Genomic DNA, 18,638 nt, shown 5'->3' on the forward strand with positions numbered 1-18,638 from the left:
CCCGCCGCAAGCGCCGGGTCGACTGGCGGAAGCGCGCGGAGATCCTGCTGCTCGCGGGACCCGCCATCGGCATCTTCGTCTTCTTCGTCATCGTGCCGGTGATCATGGCGGCCTTCTACGGCTTCTACCGATGGAACGGCTTCGGCGCGCCGACCGAGTTCGTCGGGCTGCAGAACTACATCACGATCCTCGGCGACTCGACCTTCCGCGACGCGGTCGCCCACAACCTCCTCATCGTCGTCGCCTCGCTCGCGCTGCAGGGACCGCTCGCGATCCTCTTCGCGCTCCTGCTCAACCAGCGCATCCGCGGCCGCTCGATCATCCGCGTGCTGATCTTCGTGCCGTACGTGATCTCGGAGGTCGTCGTCGGCACGGGCTGGAGCCTCATGCTCCAGGACCGCGGCGCCATCAACGACCTGCTGTCGAGCGTCGGCCTCGACGCGCTCCGCAACTCGTGGATCGCCGACCCGCAGATCGCCATCTGGTCGCTCATGGTGATCATCACCTGGAAGTACATCGGCTTCGCCGTCATCCTCATGCTCGCCGGGCTGCAGTCGATCCCCGAGGAGCTCTACGAGGCTGCGGCGATCGACGGCGCGTCGTTCTGGCAGATGCAGTGGAGCATCACGCTGCCGCTGCTCGGCCCGACGATCCGCATCTGGGCGTTCCTGTCGATCATCGGCTCGCTGCAGCTGTTCGACCTCGTGAACATCATCTGGGGCCAGTACATCTCCTCGACCGCCGGCACCTCGACGATGGCGACGTACATGTACCTCAACGGCCACATGGCCGGCAGCTACGGCTACGGCAACGCCGTCGCGGTCGTGCTCTTCATCATCTCCCTCGCGATCGCGCTCGGCTACCAGCGCTTCGTCCTGCGCCGCGACACCGAGGGCGCACTCACCGGCATGTCCGGATCCCGTACGAAGGAGCCGCGATCGTGACCACCTCCATCCTCCCTGCGGCGCCCGCGCTGCGGCGCCCGAACCGGCGCGTCGCTGCCTGGGGCAGCCCGGTCGTGTACCTCTGCTCCATCGTGCTCGTCGCGGTGTGCATGGGGCCCGTGATCTACATCATCCTCGGCGGCTTCCGCACGAACTCGCAGATCACGGTGAGCCCGTCCGGCTTCCCGAGCCCGTGGGTCTTCGAGAACTACGCCGACGTGCTCTCGAGCGGCAGCTTCTGGCAGACGATGGGCAACTCTGCCATCGTCGGCGTCGCGACCTCCGTCGGAGTCGTCGCGCTCGGCCTCATGGCGAGCTTCGTGCTGGCCAGGTACAGCTTCGTCGGCAGGGGCGCGATGTACTCGCTCTTCGCCGCCGGCCTCATGTTCCCGGTCACCGTCGCCATCACCCCGCTCTACCTGCTCGTGCGCAACCTCGGCCTCACGAACACCCTCGCGGGCGTGATCCTGCCGCAGATCGCCTTCGCGCTGCCGGTGACGATCATCATCCTCGTGCCCTTCCTGCGCGCGATCCCAGCGGAGCTCGAGGAGGCGGCGGCGATCGACGGCGCGAGCCGGCTCGGCTTCTTCTTCCGCATGGTCGTGCCGCTGAGCATGCCGGGCGTCATCACGACGGGCATCCTCGCGTTCGTCGGCTCGTGGAACGGCTACATGCTGCCGCTGTTCATCCTCAACGACCCGAACATCTTCACGCTGCCGCTCGGCGTGCAGAACTTCTCGTCGCAGTACTCCGTCGACACCGCGCGGGTGATGGCCTTCACGGCCCTCTCGACGGTGCCGGCACTCGTGTTCTTCAGCATCTTCGAGCGCCGCATCGTCGGCGGCCTGACGGGAGCGATCAAGGGATGACCACCACCATGCGCCAGGCGAACCCGCTGCCCGCGACCCCGACGGTGTCGGAGCGCGTGCGCGCCCTGCACGCGCGGATGACGCTCGAGGAGCGGCTCGCGCAGCTCGTCGGCTACTGGCTCGACCAGGGCGGCAGCGTCGTCGCGCCCATGCAGGGCGAGATGGCGACGGCGGCGGGCGGCGAGTCGCTCGCGTCGATCACCGAGCACGGCATCGGCCACTACACGCGCGTCTACGGCACGCGGCCCGTCGAGCCCGCCGAGCGCGCCGCCTGGCTCGTCGCCGAGCAGCGCCGGTTGCAGACCGAGACGCGCCTCGGCATACCGGCGATCGTGCACGAGGAGTGCCTCACGGGCCTGGCCGCGTGGAAGGCGGCGACGTTCCCGACCCCGCTCGCGTGGGGCGCCGCGTTCGACCCGGCGCTCGTCGAGGAGATGGGGCGCGCGATCGGCGACTCGATGCGCAGCCTCGGCATCCACCAGGGCCTCGCGCCCGTGCTCGACGTGATCCGCGACCCGCGCTGGGGCCGCGTCGACGAGTGCATCGGCGAGGACCCCTATCTCGTCGGCACCGTCGGCAGCGCCTACGTCCGCGGGCTGCAGTCCGCCGGCGTGCACGCGACGCTCAAGCACTTCGTCGGCTACAGCGCCTCGAACGCCGGGCGCAACCACGCGCCCGTCTCCGCGGGACCGCGCGAGATCGCCGACACGTACCTGCCGCCGTTCGAGATGGCGATCCGCGACGGCGGCGCGCGCTCGGTCATGAACAGCTACACCGACGTCGACGGCATCCCGGTCGCCTCCGACGAGCGGCTGCTCACGGGCGTGCTGCGCGGCGAGCTCGGCTTCGACGGCGTCGTCGTCTCCGACTACTTCTCGGTCGCGTTCCTCGACGTCATGCACGGCGTCGCCGCCGACCGCGGCGAAGCCGCGGCGCAGTCCCTCATCGCCGGCATCGATGTCGAGCTGCCGACCGGCGACGCGTACCTCGCCCCGCTCGCCGAGCGCGTCCGCTCGGGCGAGCTCGACGAGGCCTACGTCGACCGAGCCGTGCTGCGCGTGCTCGCGCAGAAGGAGGAGCTCGGCCTGCTCGAGCCCGACGCCTTCGCCGACGACGCGCCAGAGAGCCTCGACCTCGACTCGCCCCGGCACCGCGACATCGCGCGCCGGCTCGCGGCGGAGTCGCTCGTGCTGCTCTCGAACGACGGCACGTTGCCGCTCGCAGCGCCCGCGCGCATCGCGGTCATCGGCCCCAACGCCGATCGGTCCGAGGCGCTGCAGGGCTGCTACTCGTTCGCGAACCACGTGCTCGCCCACCACCCGGGCGTCGAGCCCGGCTTCGCGATCCCGACCGTGCGCGAGGCGCTCGAGGACCTCCTGCCCGACAGCTCGATCGAGCTCGTCGAGGGTGTCGGCGTCGAGGACGGCGACGCGAGCGGCATCGCGGATGCGTCCGCGGCCGCCGAGCGCGCCGACGTCGCGATCGTCGTCGTCGGCGACGACGCCGGGCTCTTCGGCCGCGGCACGGTCGGCGAGGGCAACGACGTCGCCTCGCTCGAGCTGCCCGGGCGGCAGCGCGAGCTCGTCGAGGCGGTCGTCGCGACCGGCACGCCCGTCGTGCTCGTGCTGCTCACGGGCCGGCCGTACGCCGTGCCGTGGGCGCTCGAGGGCGACGCCGCCCCCGCAGCCGTGCTGCAGGCGTTCTTCCCCGGAGAGGCGGGCGGCGAGGCGATCGCCGACGTGCTCACCGGCGCGGTCTCGCCGTCGGGCCGACTGCCCGTCTCGCTGCCGCGGACGACGGGCGCGCAGCCGTACACCTACGCGCACCCGCGGCTCGGCGGGCCGTCGGACGTCACGACCGCCGACCCGACGCCGCTGCGACCGTTCGGCTTCGGCCTCTCCTACGCATCCTTCTCGTACACCGACCTCGAGGTCGACGCGAGCGCGCCGACCGACGGGGCGTTCCGCGCATCGGTCACCGTCACGAACACCGGTGCGCGAGCGGGCGACGACGTCGTCCAGCTCTACGGCCGCGACGTCGTCGGCTCGATCCCGCGCCCGCTCGTGCAGCTGCTCGGCTACGCGCGCGTCTCGCTCGAGCCGGGCGCGTCGACTCGGGTCGAGCTCACGGTGCCGACGCGCAGGTTCTCGTTCACCGACCGGCGCTTGGTGCGCATCGTCGAGCCCGGCGAGGTCGAGGTGTGGATCGCCTCGCACGCCGCGGCGTCGGCGCCGCGCTCCGATGGCGACGACCCCTCCCAGGGCGTCATCTCGAACGCTCGCCGCAGCGAGGCCGTTGAGATCCCCGGCACCGCGACCCGGCGCGCGCGGCTCGCGCTCACAGGGCCCGTGCACGACGTGCGCCCGGACGACCGGCGGATCGTCGACGTGGCGATCGGCTGAGGCGTGGCGGTCCCGAACCCGATCCTGCCAGGCTGCTTCCCCGACCCCTCCGTCTGCCGCGTGGGGGCGTGGCACTACCTCGTCACCTCGACGTTCGAGCTGCTGCCCGGGATGCCCGTGATGCGGTCGCGCGACCTCGCGACGTGGGAGACGATCGGCCACGTGCTGGATCGGCCGGGGATGGTCGACCTGACCGGCATCCGATCCTCCGGCGGCATCTTCGCGCCCACCATCCGCCACGACGGCGAGCGCTTCTGGATCGTCACGACGCTCGTCGACCCCGATGACGCCGAGCGCGGCGGCACGTTCGTCGTGACCGCCGACGACGCGGCCGGCCCGTGGAGCGATCCCGTCTGGATCGACGTCGCGGGCATCGACCCCTCGCTCCTGTTCGACGACGACGGACGCGTGTGGATGCACGGCACGCGGCTCGTCGCGGAGCCCGAGTGGCACCACCAGACCGAGGTCTGGGTGCGCGAGCTCGAGCCCGAGTCGGGCCGGCTCGTCGGCGACGAGCACGTCGTCTGGACCGGTGCCGTGCGCGGCGCGGTCTGGGCCGAGGGCCCGCACCTGCTGCGGATCGACGGCACGTGCTACCTGCTCGCGGCGGAGGGCGGCACGGCCTTCGAGCACGCGGTGTGCATCGCGCGCGCCGAGCACCCGACGGGCCCGTTCGTCGGCTCGCCGGCCAACCCCGTGCTGACGCACCGGCACCTCGGCCACGGTGCCGACGTGCAGGCGGTCGGTCACGCCGACCTCGTGCAGGCACCCGACGGGCGCTGGTGGGCGGTGCTGCTCGGCACACGCCCCTACGACGGCCGCCGGCATCCGCTCGGCCGCGAGACGTTCCTGTGCCCCGTCGAGTGGCAGGACGGCTGGCCCGTCTTCGCGCCCGGCGTCGGCCGCGTGCCGGCGACCGTCGACCTCGGCGTGGAGCCGGTGCCGGGCGTCTGGCAGCCGGATTCGCGCTCGGCGGGCGTCGTCGCCCCCGGCGATCCACGCTGGACTGCGGTCCGCGGCTTCGCCTCGGCGTTCGCGACGCCGCTCGACGACGGCTGGACGCTGCGAACGACGGGCGACGCGCTCACCGACGCCGGCACGCCCGCGTTCCTCGGCGTCCGGCAGCAGCATCGCGAGCTCGACGTCGAGGTGGTGGTCGAGCGCGTCGACGACGGTGCGGCATCCGGTCTCGTGATCCGCCAGTCGGAGGACGACCACGTCGCGCTGCTCGTCGAGCGGCACGGCGACGGGTCGCTCGTGCGCGCGGTGCACCGCAGCGCCGGCGCGGAGTCGGAGCTCGGAACCGTCGCGGTCCCGGCCGGTCCGACCCGACTGGGCGTCGCGGCGCGCGGCGACGACTACCGGCTGCTCGTCGACGGCACGGCGCTCGCCACCGTCGACGCGCGCTCGCTCGACACGGCGGCGAGCGGCGGCTTCCTCGGCGTCTGGATCGGCATCGCCGCGGTCGGCGCGGCCGGCGCCGAGGCCCGCTTCGGGGCGCTCGACTACCGGCCGGCGGATGCGCGCGCGGCTGCCAGCGGGTCGGCCGGCGTGGCGGCGTAGGCCGACCGCACGTCTGGCCGCGGCTCCGCGACCAGCGTCGTCGCCTCGACGGGCCACGACGGCCGCGCGCCCGTGAGCGCCCACGCCGCCTGCACCGCCGCGCCCGCGGCGACGTACTCGCCGGGCGTCGGCACGGCGATCGGGCGGCCGAGCACCTCAGCGGCGATGCGCTGCACCGCCGGCGACTGCGCCGCCCCGCCGATGAGCAGCACGCGCCGCGGCTCGACGCCGAGGCGCTCGAGCGCGTCGAGCCCGTCGGCGAGCCCGCACACCATGCCCTCGATCGACGCGCGCGCGAACCCTTCGCGCGTGAGCGAGCGGTTCGTCATGCCGTAGAGGGTCGCGGTCGCCGTCGGCAGGTTGGGGGTGCGCTCGCCCTCGAAGTAGGGCCGCAGCACGAGCCCGCCGGCCCCCGCCGGCGCCGCGAGCGCGAGCTCGCCGAGCGCGGCGTGGTCGACCCCGAGCAGGGCGGCCGCGGCGTCGAGCACGCGCGCGGCGTTGAGCGTCGCGACGAGCGGCAGCCGCAGGCCCGAGGCGTCGGCGAAGCCCGCGACCGTGCCGGTCGCGTCGGGCGCGAAGGCGCTCGTCACGGCCGTCACGACGCCGGAGGTGCCGAGCGAGACGATCACGTCGCCCTCCGCCGCGCCGAGGCCGAGCGCGGCACCGGCGTTGTCGCCGCAGCCGACACCGATCGGCAGGCCCGCCGGGATGCCCGGATGCGCCGCGGTGACGCCGGCGGTCGCGCCGGCGGGCAGCACGCGCGGCAGCACGACGCCGCTCGCGTCGCGGCGGAGCGCCGCGCCGAGCAGCGCGCGGTCGTGCTCGCCGTCGACGGTCGTCCAACCGGTGCCGGATGCGTCGGAGGCGTCGGTCGTGAGCGTCGAGAGCTCGGGCGCTGCGGGGCCGAAGCCCCGCAGCCGCCAGGTGAGCCAGTCGTGGGGGAGCGCGATCGCGGCGACGCGCGCCGCGAGCTCGGGATGCGCATCCGCGAGCCACCGCACCTTCGCGATCGTGAACGACGCGACCGGCACGACGCCCGTGCGGCGCGCGAGCGCCTCGGCGCCGAGCTCGTCGACGAGCGCCGAGGCGGCCGCCGCCGAGCGCACGTCGTTCCACAGCAGGGCGTCGTGCACCGGCTGGCCGAGCTCGTCGAGCGCCACCATGCCGTGCTGCTGCGCGCCGACCGAGATCGCGGCGACGTCGTCGAGACCGCCGGCGTCGGCGACGGCCGCGAGCAGCGCATCCCACCACCGCTCCGGGTCGACGGCGGTGCCGTCGGGATGCCGAGCGCGGCCGACCCGCACCGTCGCCCCGGTCTCGAGGTCGCGGACGACGACCTTGCACGACTGCGTCGAGGAGTCGACGCCCGCGACGAGGGTCACGCGCGGGTCAGCGCGCGCCGAGCAGGTGCTCGGTCGCGAGCTGCTGCAGGTGCACGAAGCCCGCGCCCTTGCCGCCGAAGTAGGCGTCGGCGTCGAAGTCCTCGAAGGCGCTGCGATCGGCGACGAGGTCGGCGATCGACTCGCCCTCGTCCAGCGTGGGCGTGCGCAGCTCGTCGACCTTCGCGGCCGCGAGCGCCGCCTGCACGTCGGGGTCGGCGCGGAAGGCCTGCGCGCGCTCCTTGAGCAGCAGGTAATTGCGCATGTTCGCCGCGGCGGAGGCCCAGACGCCGTCGTAGTCCTCGGTGCGCGAGGGCTTGTAGTCGAAGTGGCGCGGGCCGTCGTAGGCCTGCCCGCCGCTCGGCGAGCCGTGCTCGAGCAGGTCGACGAGCGAGAAGGCGTTGAACAGGTCGCCGTGGCCGAAGACGAGGTCCTGGTCGTACTTGATGCCGCGCTGGCCGTTCAGGTCGATGTGGAACAGCTTGCCGTGCTCGAGCGCCTGCGCGATGCCGGCGGTGAAGTTGAGCCCCGCCATCTGCTCGTGCCCGACCTCGGGGTTCACGCCGACCATCTCGGGCCGCTCGAGCGTCGCGATGAACGCGAGCGCGTGCCCGAGCGTCGGCAGCAGGATGTCGCCACGCGGCTCGTTGGGCTTCGGCTCGATGGCGAAGCGCATGTCGTAACCGCGCTCGACGACGTGCTCGGTGAGCAGGTCGACGGCCTCCCGGTAGCGCGCGAGCGCGGCCTGGACGTCCTTCGCGGAGTCGTACTCGGCGCCCTCGCGGCCGCCCCACATGACGAAGGTCTGCGCGCCGAGCTCGGCGGCGAGGTCGATGTTGCGCAGCACCTTGCGCAGCGCGAAGCGCCGCACCGCGCGGTCGTTGCTCGTGAACCCGCCGTCCTTGAAGACCGGGTGCGAGAAGAGGTTCGTCGTCACCATCGGCACGACGAGCCCCGTGTCGGCGAGCGCGCCGCGCAGCCGGTCGATCTGGGTCTGCCGGGCGTCGGCGCTCGAGCCGAAGGGGAACAGGTCGTCGTCGTGGAAGGTGAGCCCCCACGCGCCGAGGCCGGCGAGCCGCTCGACCGCCTCGACGACGTCGAGGTCGGGCCGCGTGGGCGGGCCGAAGGGGTCGTTGCCCGTCCAGCCGACCGTCCACAGGCCGAAGGAGAAGCGGTCGTCCGGGGTGGGGGTCGTGGCCATGAGCGGTGCCTTTCGTGCTGCTTCGCGGTGTCGCGCGGCGAGCGGAACCCGTCAGCGCCGACGACTAGAATGTTCTGGTCGAGAACATATCAGGCGGCGGGCCTCAATGCACCCCCTGCCTGACCGCCCGTAGCATGCGAGCGGCGGACGATGAGGCGAGGAGCCGACCCATGGACCCGAGGCCGGAGCGCACCGGTTCGCGCGAGATCCGTCGCGCGAACCTGTCGCGCGTGCTGCGGCACGTCCATGAGGACGGTCCCGCGTCGCGCGCCGAGCTCACGCGGCGCACCGGGCTCAGCCGCTCGACGATCGCCGACCTCGTGGGGTCGCTCGAGGCGGCCGGCCTCGTCGTCGAGGGCGACCCGGCCGCGGCTGGCGGCGTCGGGCGGCCCTCGCCGGTCGTGCACCCCTCGGCAGACGTCGTCGCGATCGGCGTGGGGGTCGAGCTCGACGCCGTGACGCTCGCCGTCGTCGGCCTGGGCGGCGCGGTCGAGCACCGCATCCGCCACGAGTACGAGCGCGAGCCGTCGGCGGCGGCGACCGTCGAGATCGTCGGTCGGCTCGTCGACGGGCTCGAGCGCGCGCTGTCGGGCTCACGGGTGCTCGGCATCGGTGCCGCCGTGCCGGGACTCGTCAGCACCGCCGACGGGCTCGTGCGGATGGCGCCGCACGCGGGCTGGGTCGACGAGCCGATCGCGCAGCTCCTCGCGGCGCGCACGGGACTGCCCGCGTTCGCCGACAACGACGCCAACCTCGGTGCGGCGGCGGAGTCGACCTTCGGCGCGGGCCGCGGCCTCGCAAGCCTCGTCTACCTGCACGGCGGTCCGTCGGGCATCGGCTCGGGCGTGCGCCTCGGCGGTCGAGCGCCGACGAGCGCGAACGGCTTCGCCGCCGAGCTCGGGCACACGCTCGTCGACCCGCGCGGCGAGGCGTGCCGGTGCGGTGCGACGGGCTGCCTCGAGACCGAGGTGCGCTTCGACCTGCTGCTCGACGTGCTCGGGCAAGAGCGCCTCGACCTGCGCGACGTGAGCGCGTCGCTGCGGCGAGCGGCGAGCCCCGCCGTCGACGCGTTCGTCGCCGAGCAGCTGCGGCGCCTCGCCGTGGGGCTGCGCAACGCGGTGAACGCGTTCGACCCCGAGGCGATCGTGCTCGGCGGGTTCCTCGGCGCGCTCTTCGAGGAGCAGCCCGAGACCCTGCTCGACGCCCTGCGCGCGCAGCTCATGCCGCCGCTCGCCGAGTCGCTCGTCGTCGTGCGCGGCGCGCTCGGCGAGGACCGGCTGCTCATCGGCGCGGCGGAGCTCGCGCTGCGCGACCTCCTCGACGATCCGCTGGGCGGCTGATCCGGGTCGACGCGGCCGTCGGTGCGGCTAGCGTTGCGGCATGGCACTCGACAGCGAGCAGGACCGACCGGGCGTCGAGCGGGCAGAGGTCGACGCGTTCGTCACGACGACGGCGGATGCCGTGTGGCCGCTGTGGACGACGGCAGCCGGTCTCGAGCGGTGGTGGTGGCCGCAGTTCGACGACGCCCGCTATGAGGTCGACGCACGCGAGGACGGCTGGTACCGCATCAGCACCTCGACTGGAGGCTTCGGCGTGCAGGGCCGGTACCTCGAGCTCGACGAGGGCCGACGCATCGTGCAGACGTGGCTGTGGCTCGGCGGCGACCACGACGCTCGGCAGTACGAGCAGGTCGTCACGATCGACTTCTCCGAGCAGGAGGGCGGCACGCTCATCCGCGTCGCCCAGACGGTGCCGCTCGACGAGGTCGACGCCATCCGCGAGGGCTGGCAGGACACGCTCACGAGGCTCGAGGAGCTCATCGACGACGAGTGGTGATGGCGAGCCGGCCGCAGCGGCGGGACGCGAAACGGTCACATGCGTGGGATGCTGGGCGGACGACCCGCAGACCGACGGAGGCGCGATGGCCAACGAAGCCACCAGGCGGCCCAACATCCGCGACGTCGCGGCGGTCGCCGGGGTCAGCTACCAGACCGTCTCGCGAGCGCTCAACCAGCACCCGAGCATCCGCCCCGAGACGCTCGCGCGCGTCGAGGCCGCGATCGTGCAGCTCGGCTACCGGCCGAACGCCGCAGCGCGCGCCCTCGTGCGCCGCAGCTCGCGGACGATCGGGCTGCTGACGCTCCCGACGACCGACTACGGGCCGCAGGCGCAGCAGATCGCGATCGAGACCGCCGCGCGCGACGCCGGCTACCGCATCGCGCTCACGAACGCCTCGTCCGGCAGCGTCGACGACCTCGCGGCGGGCGTCACGTTCCTGCGCGAGACGAACATCGACGCGCTCGTGGTCTCGGTCGCCGAGACGGCGATGCTCGACGCGCTCGCGCAGCTGCGCGTCGAGGTGCCGTACGTCACGCTCGAGCCGACCGGGCTCGCGTCGGGGCACAGCGTCGCGATCGACCAGCGGCTCGGCGCGCGCATGGCGGTCGACGCGCTCGCCGACGCGGGGCACCGCCGGCTCGCGCAGCTGCGCGGCCCGAGCGGATCGATCGATGCGAGCGCGCGATCGTCGGGCGTCGAGGAGCGCGTCGCTGAGCTGGGGCTCGAGCTCGTCGGCACCGTCGAGGGCGACTGGACGCCGGGCTCCGGCCATGCGGTCGGGCCCGAGGTGCTCGCGCTCGGCGCCACCGGGATCGTGGTCGGCAACGACCAGATGGCGCTCGGGCTCATGCACGCGTGCCGCGATGCCGGACGCTCGGTGCCGGGCGACGTCTCGATCGTCGGCTTCGACGACGTGCCGGAGGCGCCGCACTACCCGACCCCGCTCACGACCGTGCGCCAGGAGTTCGAGCAGGTCGGCGCGGCCGCGATGCGCGTGCTGCTCGACGACCTGGCCGGCCGCGCGGGGCTCGTGCACCTGCGCATCCCGCCGGTGCTCGTGGAGCGGGAGTCCGTCGCCAGGGTCGGCTGACGAAGGGCACGAGCGATCGAATGTCACGGTTCGGCCACGGAGGTGGCACGAATGTGACCGTTTCGCATACAGTGTCTCCCACTGCACCGCGGCGCCTGCCGCTCGAGACGACGGAGTCCCATGGAAGAGCGCCGAGACGAGGCCATCGCGGCCGTGCGCGCGCAGGTCGCTGCGCTGCACAGCGAGCTGATGCGCTACGGGCTCGTCGTGTGGACGGGCGGCAACGTCTCCGGTCGCGTGCCGGGCGAGGACCTGTTCGTCATCAAGCCCTCCGGCGTCGACTACGACGACCTCAGCCCCGAGTCGATGATCCTGTGCGATCTCGACGGCGTCGTCGTCCCGGGCAGCGCCGGGTCGGAGCGCTCGCCCTCGAGCGACACCGCCGCGCACGCCTACGTATACCGGCACATGGCCGAGGTCGGCGGCGTCGTGCACACGCACTCGACCTACGCGACCGCGTGGGCCGCGCGCGGCGAGGCGATCCCGTGCGACATCACGGCCATGGCCGATGAGTTCGGCGGCGAGATCCCGGTCGGCCCCTTCGCCATCATCGGCGACGACTCGATCGGCCGCGGCATCGTCGAGACCCTCGCGGGCCACCGCTCGCGCGCGGTGCTCATGCAGAACCACGGCCCGTTCACGATCGGGAGCGACGCGCGCGACGCCGTGAAGGCCGCGGTCATGTGCGAGGACGTCGCCCGCACGATGCACATCGCGCGCCAGGGCGGCGCGACGATCCCCATCGACCCGGCGGCGATCGACGCGCTCTTCGATCGCTACCAGCACGTCTACGGCCAGCAGGAGGCAAGCGAGTGAGCAGCATCATCCCCGACCCGAAGACCCGCACGGTGTGGTTCCTCACCGGCAGCCAGGGGCTCTACGGCGAGGACACGCTCGCGCAGGTCGCGGCGCAGTCGAAGGAGGTCGCGGCGCTGCTCGCCGGCGCCGACGAGATCCCCGTGACGATCGAGTGGCGACCGGTGCTCACGTCGCAGGACGGCATCCGTCGCGCCGCGCTCGAGGCGAACGCCGACGACTCCGTCATCGGCGTGATCGCCTGGATGCACACGTTCAGCCCCGCCAAGATGTGGATCGCGGGCCTCGAGGCGCTCGCGAAGCCGATGCTCCACCTGCACACGCAGCACAACGAGGCGCTGCCGTGGGCCGAGATCGACTTCGACTTCATGAACCTCAACCAGGCGGCGCACGGCGACCGGGAGTTCGGCTACCTCGCCGCTCGGCTCGGGGTGCCGCGCACGATCGTCGTCGGCCACGCGTCGACGCCGCGCGTGCGCGCGCAGGTCGGCACGTGGTGCCGCGCCGCGCTCGGCACCGCCGCGATGCGCAGCCTCAAGGTCGCGCGCTTCGGCGACAACATGCGCTTCGTCGCCGTCACCGAGGGCGACAAGACCGAGGCCGAGATCCGGCTCGGCACGCAGATCAACACGTGGGGCGTCACCGAGCTCGCGGATGCGGTGGCTGCGGCCGACGACGCGGCCGTCGCCGCGCTCGTGGACGAGTACATCGCGAGCTACGACGTCGCCGACGAGCTGCTGCCCGGCGGGGCCCGCCACCAGTCGCTCGTCGACGGCGCCCGCATCGAGGTCGGCCTGCGCGGCTTCCTCGTCGACGGCGGCTTCGGCGCCTTCACCACAAGCTTCGAGGACCTCGGCTCGCTGCCGCAGCTCCCCGGGCTCGCGGTGCAGCGGCTCATGGCCGACGGCTACGGCTTCGGCGCCGAGGGCGACTGGAAGACCGCGATCCTCGTGCACGCCGCCGCCCACATGGGCGCCGGGCTCCCGGGTGGCGCGAGCCTCATGGAGGACTACACGTACCACCTCGTCGACGGCGAGGAGGTCATCCTGGGGGCGCACATGCTCGAGGTGAGCCCGAGCCTCACGGCGTCGCGCGCGCGCCTCGAGGTGCACCCGCTCGGCATCGGCGGCAAGGACGACCCGGTGCGGCTCGTCTTCACCGCCGACCCCGGCCCCGCGGTCGTCGTCGCGCTCAGCGACATGCGGGAGCGCTTCCGCATGACGGCGAACGCGGTCGAGAACGTCGCGCTGCCCGAGCCCATGCCGAAGCTCCCGGTCGGGCACGCCGTGTGGCGGCCCGCGCCAGACCTCGCGACCTCGGCCACGGCCTGGCTCACGGCCGGCGCGGCGCACCACACCGTCATGTCGACGCAGGTCGGCATCGACGCGTTCCGCGAGCTCGCCCGCCAGTCGGGCATCGAGTTCCTCGCGATCGACGAGGCCACCACGACGGACGGGTTCGAGCGCGAGGTGCGCTGGAACGCCGCCTACCACCGACTTGCACAGGGACTGGGCTGACGCCCGATCCCTTCCCGCGACCGAACGGTCGCACCTACCCCGCCGCATCGCGGCACCCATGAAAGGAACCACAGTGAAGAAGCACCGCATCCTCGGCGCTGTCGCTGCTGCAGGCGTGGTCGCGCTCCTCGCGACCGGCTGCGGCCGTGGCGGCACCGCCGAACCGGCTGCGAGCGACGGGGCGCAGGAGCCCGGCGGCTCGGGCCAGATCGTGGGCGTGGCCATGCCGACGCAGCAGTCCGAGCGCTGGATCGCCGACGGCGACAACGTCCGCTCGCAGCTGGAGGCGCTGGGCTACTCCGTCGACCTGCAGTACGCGAACGACGACATCCCCACCCAGGTCTCGCAGATCGAGAACATGATCTCGTCGGGCGCTGAGGCCCTGATCATCGCCTCGATCGACGGCACCACGCTCACCGACGTGCTCGCGCAGGCAGGCGACGCGGGCATCCCCGTCATCGCCTACGACCGCCTCATCAACGGCAGCCCGAACGTCGACTACTACACGACGTTCGACAACTTCCAGGTCGGCGTGCAGCAGGCGACGAGCCTGCTGACCGGCATGGGCGTCGTCGACGAGAACGGCGAGCGCACCGACGAGGCAGGGCCGCTCAACGTCGAGCTCTTCGCCGGCAGCCCGGACGACAACAACGCGACGTTCTTCTGGGACGGCGCCATGAGCGTCCTGGAGCCCCTCATCGAGGAGGGCGTCCTCGAGGTGCCGAGCGGCCAGACCGAGTTCGAGCAGGCGGCGATCCTCCGCTGGCTGCCCGAGACGGCGCAGGAGCGCATGGAGAACATCCTCACCGTGATCGGCGACACCGAGCTCGACGGCGTGCTGTCGCCCTACGACGGCCTCTCGATCGGCATCATCTCGGCGCTCACCTCGGGTGGCTACTCGACCGACGCCCTGCCGGTCATCACCGGTCAGGACGCGGAGGTCGGCTCGGTGCAGTCGATCATCGCCGGCGAGCAGTACTCGACGATCTTCAAGGACACGCGACTGCTCGCCGAGCAGGCCGTGGCCATGGTCGACTCGATCCTGAACGGCGAGGAGCCGGAGGTCAACGACACCGAGACGTACGACAACGGCGACCACATCGTGCCGTCGTACCTGCTCGAGTCGACGATCGTGACGGTCGACAACTACGAGGAAGTGCTCATCGACTCCGAGTACTACGAGGAGTCCGACCTCTCCTGACGGTCTGGGGCGGGGGCGCGAGCCCCCGCCCCGCACCGCCACCCGCGGCACGGATCAGGAAGGAGGCTCGCTGTGACGGCGATCCTCGAGATGCGCAGCATCACCAAGGAGTTCCCGGGCGTCAAGGCGCTCTCCGACGTCAACCTCACCGTCGAGCGCGGCGAGGTGCACGCCATCTGCGGCGAGAACGGCGCGGGCAAGTCCACGCTCATGAAGGTGCTCTCCGGCGTCTACCCGCACGGCACGTACGACGGCGAGATCGTCTTCGAGGCCGAGCCGGTGCAGTTCCGCTCGATCGGCGACTCCGAGCACAAGGGCATCGTGATCATCCACCAGGAGCTCGCGCTCAGCCCGCACCTGTCGCTCGCCGAGAACATCTTCCTCGGCAACGAGCTCGTCGGCCGCGGCGGCCTGATCGACTGGCACGCGACGAACACCGAGGCGCAGAAGCTGCTCGCTCGCGTCGGCCTCGGCGACAACCCCGCCGTGCGCGCCAACGAGGTCGGCGTCGGCAAGCAGCAGCTCGTCGAGATCGCGAAGGCGCTCTCGAAGGACGTGAAGTTGCTCATCCTCGACGAGCCGACCGCGGCCCTCAACGACGAGGACTCCGCCCACCTGCTCGACCTGATCCGCCACCTCAAGGGGCAGGGGATCACGTCGATCATCATCAGCCACAAGCTCAACGAGATCAAGGCGATCGCCGACAAGGTCACGGTCATCCGCGACGGGCGCACCATCGAGACCCTCGTGACCGACGACGTCACCGAGGACCGCATCATCAAGGCGATGGTCGGCCGCGACCTCGAGTCGCGATACCCCGAGCGCGACGCGACGATCGGCGACGAGGTGTTCCGCATCGAGGACTGGCGGGTGCACCACCCGACCGAGTCCGGGCGCGTGATCATCCACGACGCGAACCTCTCGGTCCGCGCCGGCGAGGTCGTCGGCATCGCCGGGCTGATGGGCGCGGGCCGGACCGAGCTGGCCATGAGCGTCTTCGGCCGCTCCTACGGCTCGCACATCACCGGCACCGCCTACCTGCACGGCGAGCCGATCGACGTGCGGACGGTGCCGGCCGCGATCCGCGCGGGCCTCGCCTACGCCACCGAGGACCGCAAGCGCTACGGCCTCAACCTCATCGAGGACATCAAGCGCAACATCTCGGCCGCGGCGCTCGACAAGCTCGTGCGACGCGTGCTCGTCGACGGCGAGGAGGAGATCCTCGTCGCCGAGGGCTACCGCAAGAGCATGCGCATCAAGACGCCCACGGTCAACGCGGTCGTGGGCAAGCTCTCGGGCGGCAACCAGCAGAAGGTCGTGCTGTCGAAGTGGCTGTTCACCGACCCCGAGGTGCTCATCCTCGACGAGCCGACGCGCGGCATCGACGTCGGCGCGAAGTACGAGATCTACACGATCATCAACCAGCTCGCGGCGGCGGGGAAGGCGGTCATCGTCATCTCCTCGGAGCTCCCCGAGCTGCTCGGCATCTGCGACCGCATCTACACGCTGTCGGAGGGCCGGATCACCGGTGAGTTCCCCATCGCCGAGGCGACCCCAGAGGCGCTCATGCAGCGCATGACCCAGGAGAAGGAGGCGGACCATGTCCTCGCCCAGTGACCCGTCGACCGGCGCAGCGACCCGCGCGCCGCAGGGCGGAGCGCCCGGCCCGTCGGCGTTCCGCACCGCAGGATCGTTCCTGGTGTCGCGCGTGCAGCAGATCGGCATCTTCATCGCCCTGGTGGTCATCGTGCTGCTGTTCCAGGGCCTCACCGGCGGTCGACTGCTGACCGCTGGCAACGTCGCGAACATCATCGTCCAGAACAGCTACATCCTCATCCTCGCCATCGGCATGGTGATGGTCATCATCGCCGGGCACATCGACCTCTCGGTCGGCTCCGTCGCCGCATTCGTCGGCGCCGCCACCGGCGTGATGGTCGTGCAGTGGGGATGGCCGTGGTGGCTCGCCATCGTGGTCGGCATCGTGCTCGGTGCGGTGGTCGGCGCGTGGCAGGGCTTCTGGGTGGCGGTGGTCGGCATCCCGGCGTTCATCGTGACGCTCGCGGGCATGCTCATCTTCCGCGGCCTCACGCAGATCACGCTCGGCAACACGCAGATCACGCCCTTCCCGACCGAGTACCGGCAGCTGGGCGGCGGCTACCTCTTCCCCGAGCTGTTCCCAGCCTCGACGAGCCCGGCCGAGTGGATCACCGTGGGCCTCGGCCTGCTGACCCTCGTGCTGTTCCTCGGCTCGCAGCTGCGCGGCCGCGGCAAGCGCATCAAGCTGGGCGTCGAGGGCGAGCCCGCCTGGTGGTTCTGGACCCGCACGGGCTTCGGCGCGCTGCTCATCGTGCTGCTCACCTACCTGCTCGGCATCGCCGAGGGCTCGCGCGGCACCCCGATCGTGCTCATCGTGCTCGGCATCCTCGTCGTCACGTACTCGATCGTCATGCAGCGCACCCGCTTCGGCCGGCACATCTATGCGGTGGGCGGCAACCGGCACGCCGCAGACCTCTCGGGCATCCGCTCGAAGCGCATCGACTTCATGCTGTTCGTGAACATGGGCATGCTCGCGGCGCTCGCGGGCATCGTCTTCACGGGCCGCTTGAACTCGGCGGGACCGGGCGCGGGCAACCTCTTCGAGCTCGACGCGATCGCGGCGGCCTTCATCGGCGGCGCGGCGGTGCAGGGCGGCATCGGCACGGTCGTCGGTGCGATCACCGGTGGTCTCATCATGGGCGTGCTCAACAACGGCATGTCGCTCATGGGCGTCTCGACCGACTACCAGCAGTTCATCAAGGGCATGGTCCTGCTGCTGGCCGTCGCGTTCGACGTCTACAACAAGCGGCGCGCGCGCTCCCTCGGCTGACGAGCGACGACTGGACGGCCCCGGGCGATGCTCGGGGCCGTCTGCCGTTGCGGGGCGCCGCGAGCGCGCGTATGGTTCACCACATGGTGAAGTCCACGGTCGACGGCGTCGCGCACGCGATCGCGTCGGCCCCGCGTCGCCTGCTCGTCGGGCGGCTCGCCGAGGGGCCTGCGAGCATGAGCGAGCTCGCCGCGGTCATCGAGGTCACGCTGCCGGCGATCGACAAGCACGTGCGCGTGCTCGAGGCGGCCGGGCTCGCGCGGAAGCGCCGCGTCGGCCGCCACGCGATCGTGTCGCTCGAGCCGGGCGGGCTCGACCTGCTCGCCGACTGGGCGACCGGGATGCGCGCGATGTGGCGAGCACGACTCGTCGACTTCGCGGCGCACGTCGACGGAGCGCCGCAGCGCCGAACCGAGGAGGAGCCATGACCGAGACGCGGATCGAGCTGTCGCAAGCGGTGGCGGCGTCGCGCGCCGAGGCGTGGACCGCGTGGACGGATCCCGACGCGATCGCGCGGTGGTGGTGGCACCGCATCCCCGGCACGACCATCGCGGCGGATGCCCGGGTCGGCGGACGCTATCGGTTCGAGAGCCGAGACGCCGGCTTCGGCGTCACGGGGGAGTACCTCGCGCTCGAGCCGCTCGAGCTGCTGGTCCTCTCGTGGCAGTGGATCGACGACGGCGTCGAGGGCGACGCGGTCGACACCGTGACCGTGCGATTCGCCGACGACGGCGACGGCACGCTCGTGACGGTGGTGCACGAGACGGATGCGACGGGGGCGCCGGACTACGAGATCGGCTGGCGCGAGACGCTCGGCGAGCTGCCGATCGTCGCTCGGCGCACAGGTCGTCCGTCCGACTGAGCATGTAGCCTGACGACACATCGGACGCGACGGGGATCCGCTCGCCGCCCGCCATCGCCGGCGCACGGGTCGCCGATCGGGGCCGGCCG

Annotated in this window: 16 protein-coding genes; 14 read left to right on the forward strand and 2 right to left on the reverse strand. The window is 72.3% G+C overall.

Going from position 1 to position 18,638, the window contains the following annotated elements; translation table 11 throughout:
* From ABD106_RS11680 to ABD106_RS11695, 4 genes are all read left to right on the forward strand, one after another.
* Nucleotides 1-944: carbohydrate ABC transporter permease (locus tag ABD106_RS11680; RefSeq protein ID WP_343920532.1), on the forward strand; the 944-nt coding region annotated here is incomplete at its 5' end.
* A complete protein-coding gene (locus tag ABD106_RS11685; protein ID WP_425545756.1) occupies nucleotides 938-1,813 on the forward strand; it encodes a carbohydrate ABC transporter permease in 876 nt (291 codons plus the stop codon). The genes ABD106_RS11680 and ABD106_RS11685, both read left to right, overlap by 7 nt.
* Nucleotides 1,810-4,215 (forward strand): beta-xylosidase/alpha-l-arabinosidase, encoded by a 2,406-nt coding sequence (locus tag ABD106_RS11690; protein WP_343920534.1) that lies wholly within the window; start codon nucleotides 1,810-1,812, stop codon nucleotides 4,213-4,215. Before ABD106_RS11685 ends, ABD106_RS11690 begins: the two co-directional genes overlap by 4 nt.
* A gap of 3 nt (nucleotides 4,216-4,218) precedes the next feature.
* Nucleotides 4,219-5,778 carry a glycoside hydrolase family 43 protein gene (locus ABD106_RS11695; protein ID WP_343920536.1) on the forward strand — a complete coding sequence of 520 codons (1,560 nt, stop codon included), beginning with the start codon at nucleotides 4,219-4,221 and terminating at the stop codon, nucleotides 5,776-5,778.
* Here the strand turns inward: ABD106_RS11695 and ABD106_RS11700 are convergent.
* A complete protein-coding gene (locus ABD106_RS11700; RefSeq protein ID WP_343920538.1) occupies nucleotides 5,721-7,160 on the reverse strand; it encodes an FGGY family carbohydrate kinase in 1,440 nt (479 codons plus the stop codon). The genes ABD106_RS11695 and ABD106_RS11700 overlap by 58 nt on opposite strands.
* Before the next feature lie 7 nt (nucleotides 7,161-7,167).
* The gene (gene xylA, locus ABD106_RS11705) at nucleotides 7,168-8,358 is read right to left on the reverse strand and encodes a xylose isomerase (protein WP_343920540.1); all 1,191 of its coding nucleotides are present in this window, start codon (nucleotides 8,356-8,358) and stop codon (nucleotides 7,168-7,170) included.
* A 170-nt stretch (nucleotides 8,359-8,528) separates the two neighbouring features.
* Here xylA and ABD106_RS11710 point away from each other — a divergent pair, with 170 nt between their 5' ends.
* The 10 genes from ABD106_RS11710 to ABD106_RS11755 all read left to right on the forward strand — a co-directional run bounded on the left by ABD106_RS11710 (nucleotide 8,529) and on the right by ABD106_RS11755 (nucleotide 18,549).
* A complete protein-coding gene (locus tag ABD106_RS11710; protein ID WP_343920542.1) occupies nucleotides 8,529-9,698 on the forward strand; it encodes an ROK family protein in 1,170 nt (389 codons plus the stop codon).
* A gap of 40 nt (nucleotides 9,699-9,738) precedes the next feature.
* Nucleotides 9,739-10,194 (forward strand): SRPBCC family protein, encoded by a 456-nt coding sequence (locus ABD106_RS11715; protein ID WP_343920544.1) that lies wholly within the window; start codon nucleotides 9,739-9,741, stop codon nucleotides 10,192-10,194.
* An 85-nt stretch (nucleotides 10,195-10,279) separates the two neighbouring features.
* The gene (locus tag ABD106_RS11720; RefSeq protein WP_343920546.1) at nucleotides 10,280-11,287 is read left to right on the forward strand and encodes a LacI family DNA-binding transcriptional regulator; all 1,008 of its coding nucleotides are present in this window, start codon (nucleotides 10,280-10,282) and stop codon (nucleotides 11,285-11,287) included.
* Between the two features lie 120 nt (nucleotides 11,288-11,407).
* Entirely contained in the window at nucleotides 11,408-12,103 is a 696-nt protein-coding gene (locus tag ABD106_RS11725) for an L-ribulose-5-phosphate 4-epimerase (protein WP_343920548.1), read from the forward strand.
* The gene (gene araA / locus ABD106_RS11730) at nucleotides 12,100-13,620 is read left to right on the forward strand and encodes an L-arabinose isomerase (RefSeq protein WP_343920550.1); all 1,521 of its coding nucleotides are present in this window, start codon (nucleotides 12,100-12,102) and stop codon (nucleotides 13,618-13,620) included. Before ABD106_RS11725 ends, araA begins: the two co-directional genes overlap by 4 nt.
* 73 nt (nucleotides 13,621-13,693) lie before the next feature.
* The gene (chvE, locus tag ABD106_RS11735) at nucleotides 13,694-14,821 is read left to right on the forward strand and encodes a multiple monosaccharide ABC transporter substrate-binding protein (protein WP_343920552.1); all 1,128 of its coding nucleotides are present in this window, start codon (nucleotides 13,694-13,696) and stop codon (nucleotides 14,819-14,821) included.
* Between the two features lie 90 nt (nucleotides 14,822-14,911).
* The gene (gene mmsA / locus ABD106_RS11740; RefSeq protein WP_343921072.1) at nucleotides 14,912-16,438 is read left to right on the forward strand and encodes a multiple monosaccharide ABC transporter ATP-binding protein; all 1,527 of its coding nucleotides are present in this window, start codon (nucleotides 14,912-14,914) and stop codon (nucleotides 16,436-16,438) included.
* Entirely contained in the window at nucleotides 16,422-17,687 is a 1,266-nt protein-coding gene (gene mmsB / locus ABD106_RS11745) for a multiple monosaccharide ABC transporter permease (protein WP_343920554.1), read from the forward strand. The genes mmsA and mmsB overlap by 17 nt, the downstream gene beginning before the upstream one ends.
* 83 nt (nucleotides 17,688-17,770) lie before the next feature.
* Nucleotides 17,771-18,115, forward strand: coding sequence for an ArsR/SmtB family transcription factor (locus tag ABD106_RS11750; protein ID WP_343920556.1), 345 nt, complete (start codon nucleotides 17,771-17,773; stop codon nucleotides 18,113-18,115).
* On the forward strand, nucleotides 18,112-18,549 hold the full coding sequence (locus ABD106_RS11755) for an SRPBCC family protein (protein ID WP_343920558.1): 438 nt from the start codon (nucleotides 18,112-18,114) through the stop codon (nucleotides 18,547-18,549). The genes ABD106_RS11750 and ABD106_RS11755 overlap by 4 nt, the downstream gene beginning before the upstream one ends.
* Nucleotides 18,550-18,638: the final 89 nt, after the last annotated feature.

The organism is Agrococcus citreus (assembly GCF_039527715.1).
GTDB classification, from domain to species: Bacteria; Actinomycetota; Actinomycetes; order Actinomycetales; family Microbacteriaceae; genus Agrococcus; species Agrococcus citreus.

Bases quoted from the DNA above. Each gene is read 5' to 3' on its own strand.
- ABD106_RS11690 (WP_343920534.1), top strand. From the start codon at position 1,810: ATGACCACCACCATGCGCCAGGCGAACCCGCTGCCCGCGACCCCGACG.
- xylA (WP_343920540.1), bottom strand. From the start codon at position 8,358: ATGGCCACGACCCCCACCCCGGACGACCGCTTCTCCTTCGGCCTGTGG.
- ABD106_RS11710 (WP_343920542.1), top strand. From the start codon at position 8,529: ATGGACCCGAGGCCGGAGCGCACCGGTTCGCGCGAGATCCGTCGCGCG.
- ABD106_RS11715 (WP_343920544.1), top strand. From the start codon at position 9,739: ATGGCACTCGACAGCGAGCAGGACCGACCGGGCGTCGAGCGGGCAGAG.
- ABD106_RS11720 (WP_343920546.1), top strand. From the start codon at position 10,280: ATGGCCAACGAAGCCACCAGGCGGCCCAACATCCGCGACGTCGCGGCG.
- ABD106_RS11725 (WP_343920548.1), top strand. From the start codon at position 11,408: ATGGAAGAGCGCCGAGACGAGGCCATCGCGGCCGTGCGCGCGCAGGTC.
- mmsA (WP_343921072.1), top strand. From the start codon at position 14,912: ATGCGCAGCATCACCAAGGAGTTCCCGGGCGTCAAGGCGCTCTCCGAC.
- mmsB (WP_343920554.1), top strand. From the start codon at position 16,422: ATGTCCTCGCCCAGTGACCCGTCGACCGGCGCAGCGACCCGCGCGCCG.
- ABD106_RS11750 (WP_343920556.1), top strand. From the start codon at position 17,771: ATGGTGAAGTCCACGGTCGACGGCGTCGCGCACGCGATCGCGTCGGCC.
- ABD106_RS11755 (WP_343920558.1), top strand. From the start codon at position 18,112: ATGACCGAGACGCGGATCGAGCTGTCGCAAGCGGTGGCGGCGTCGCGC.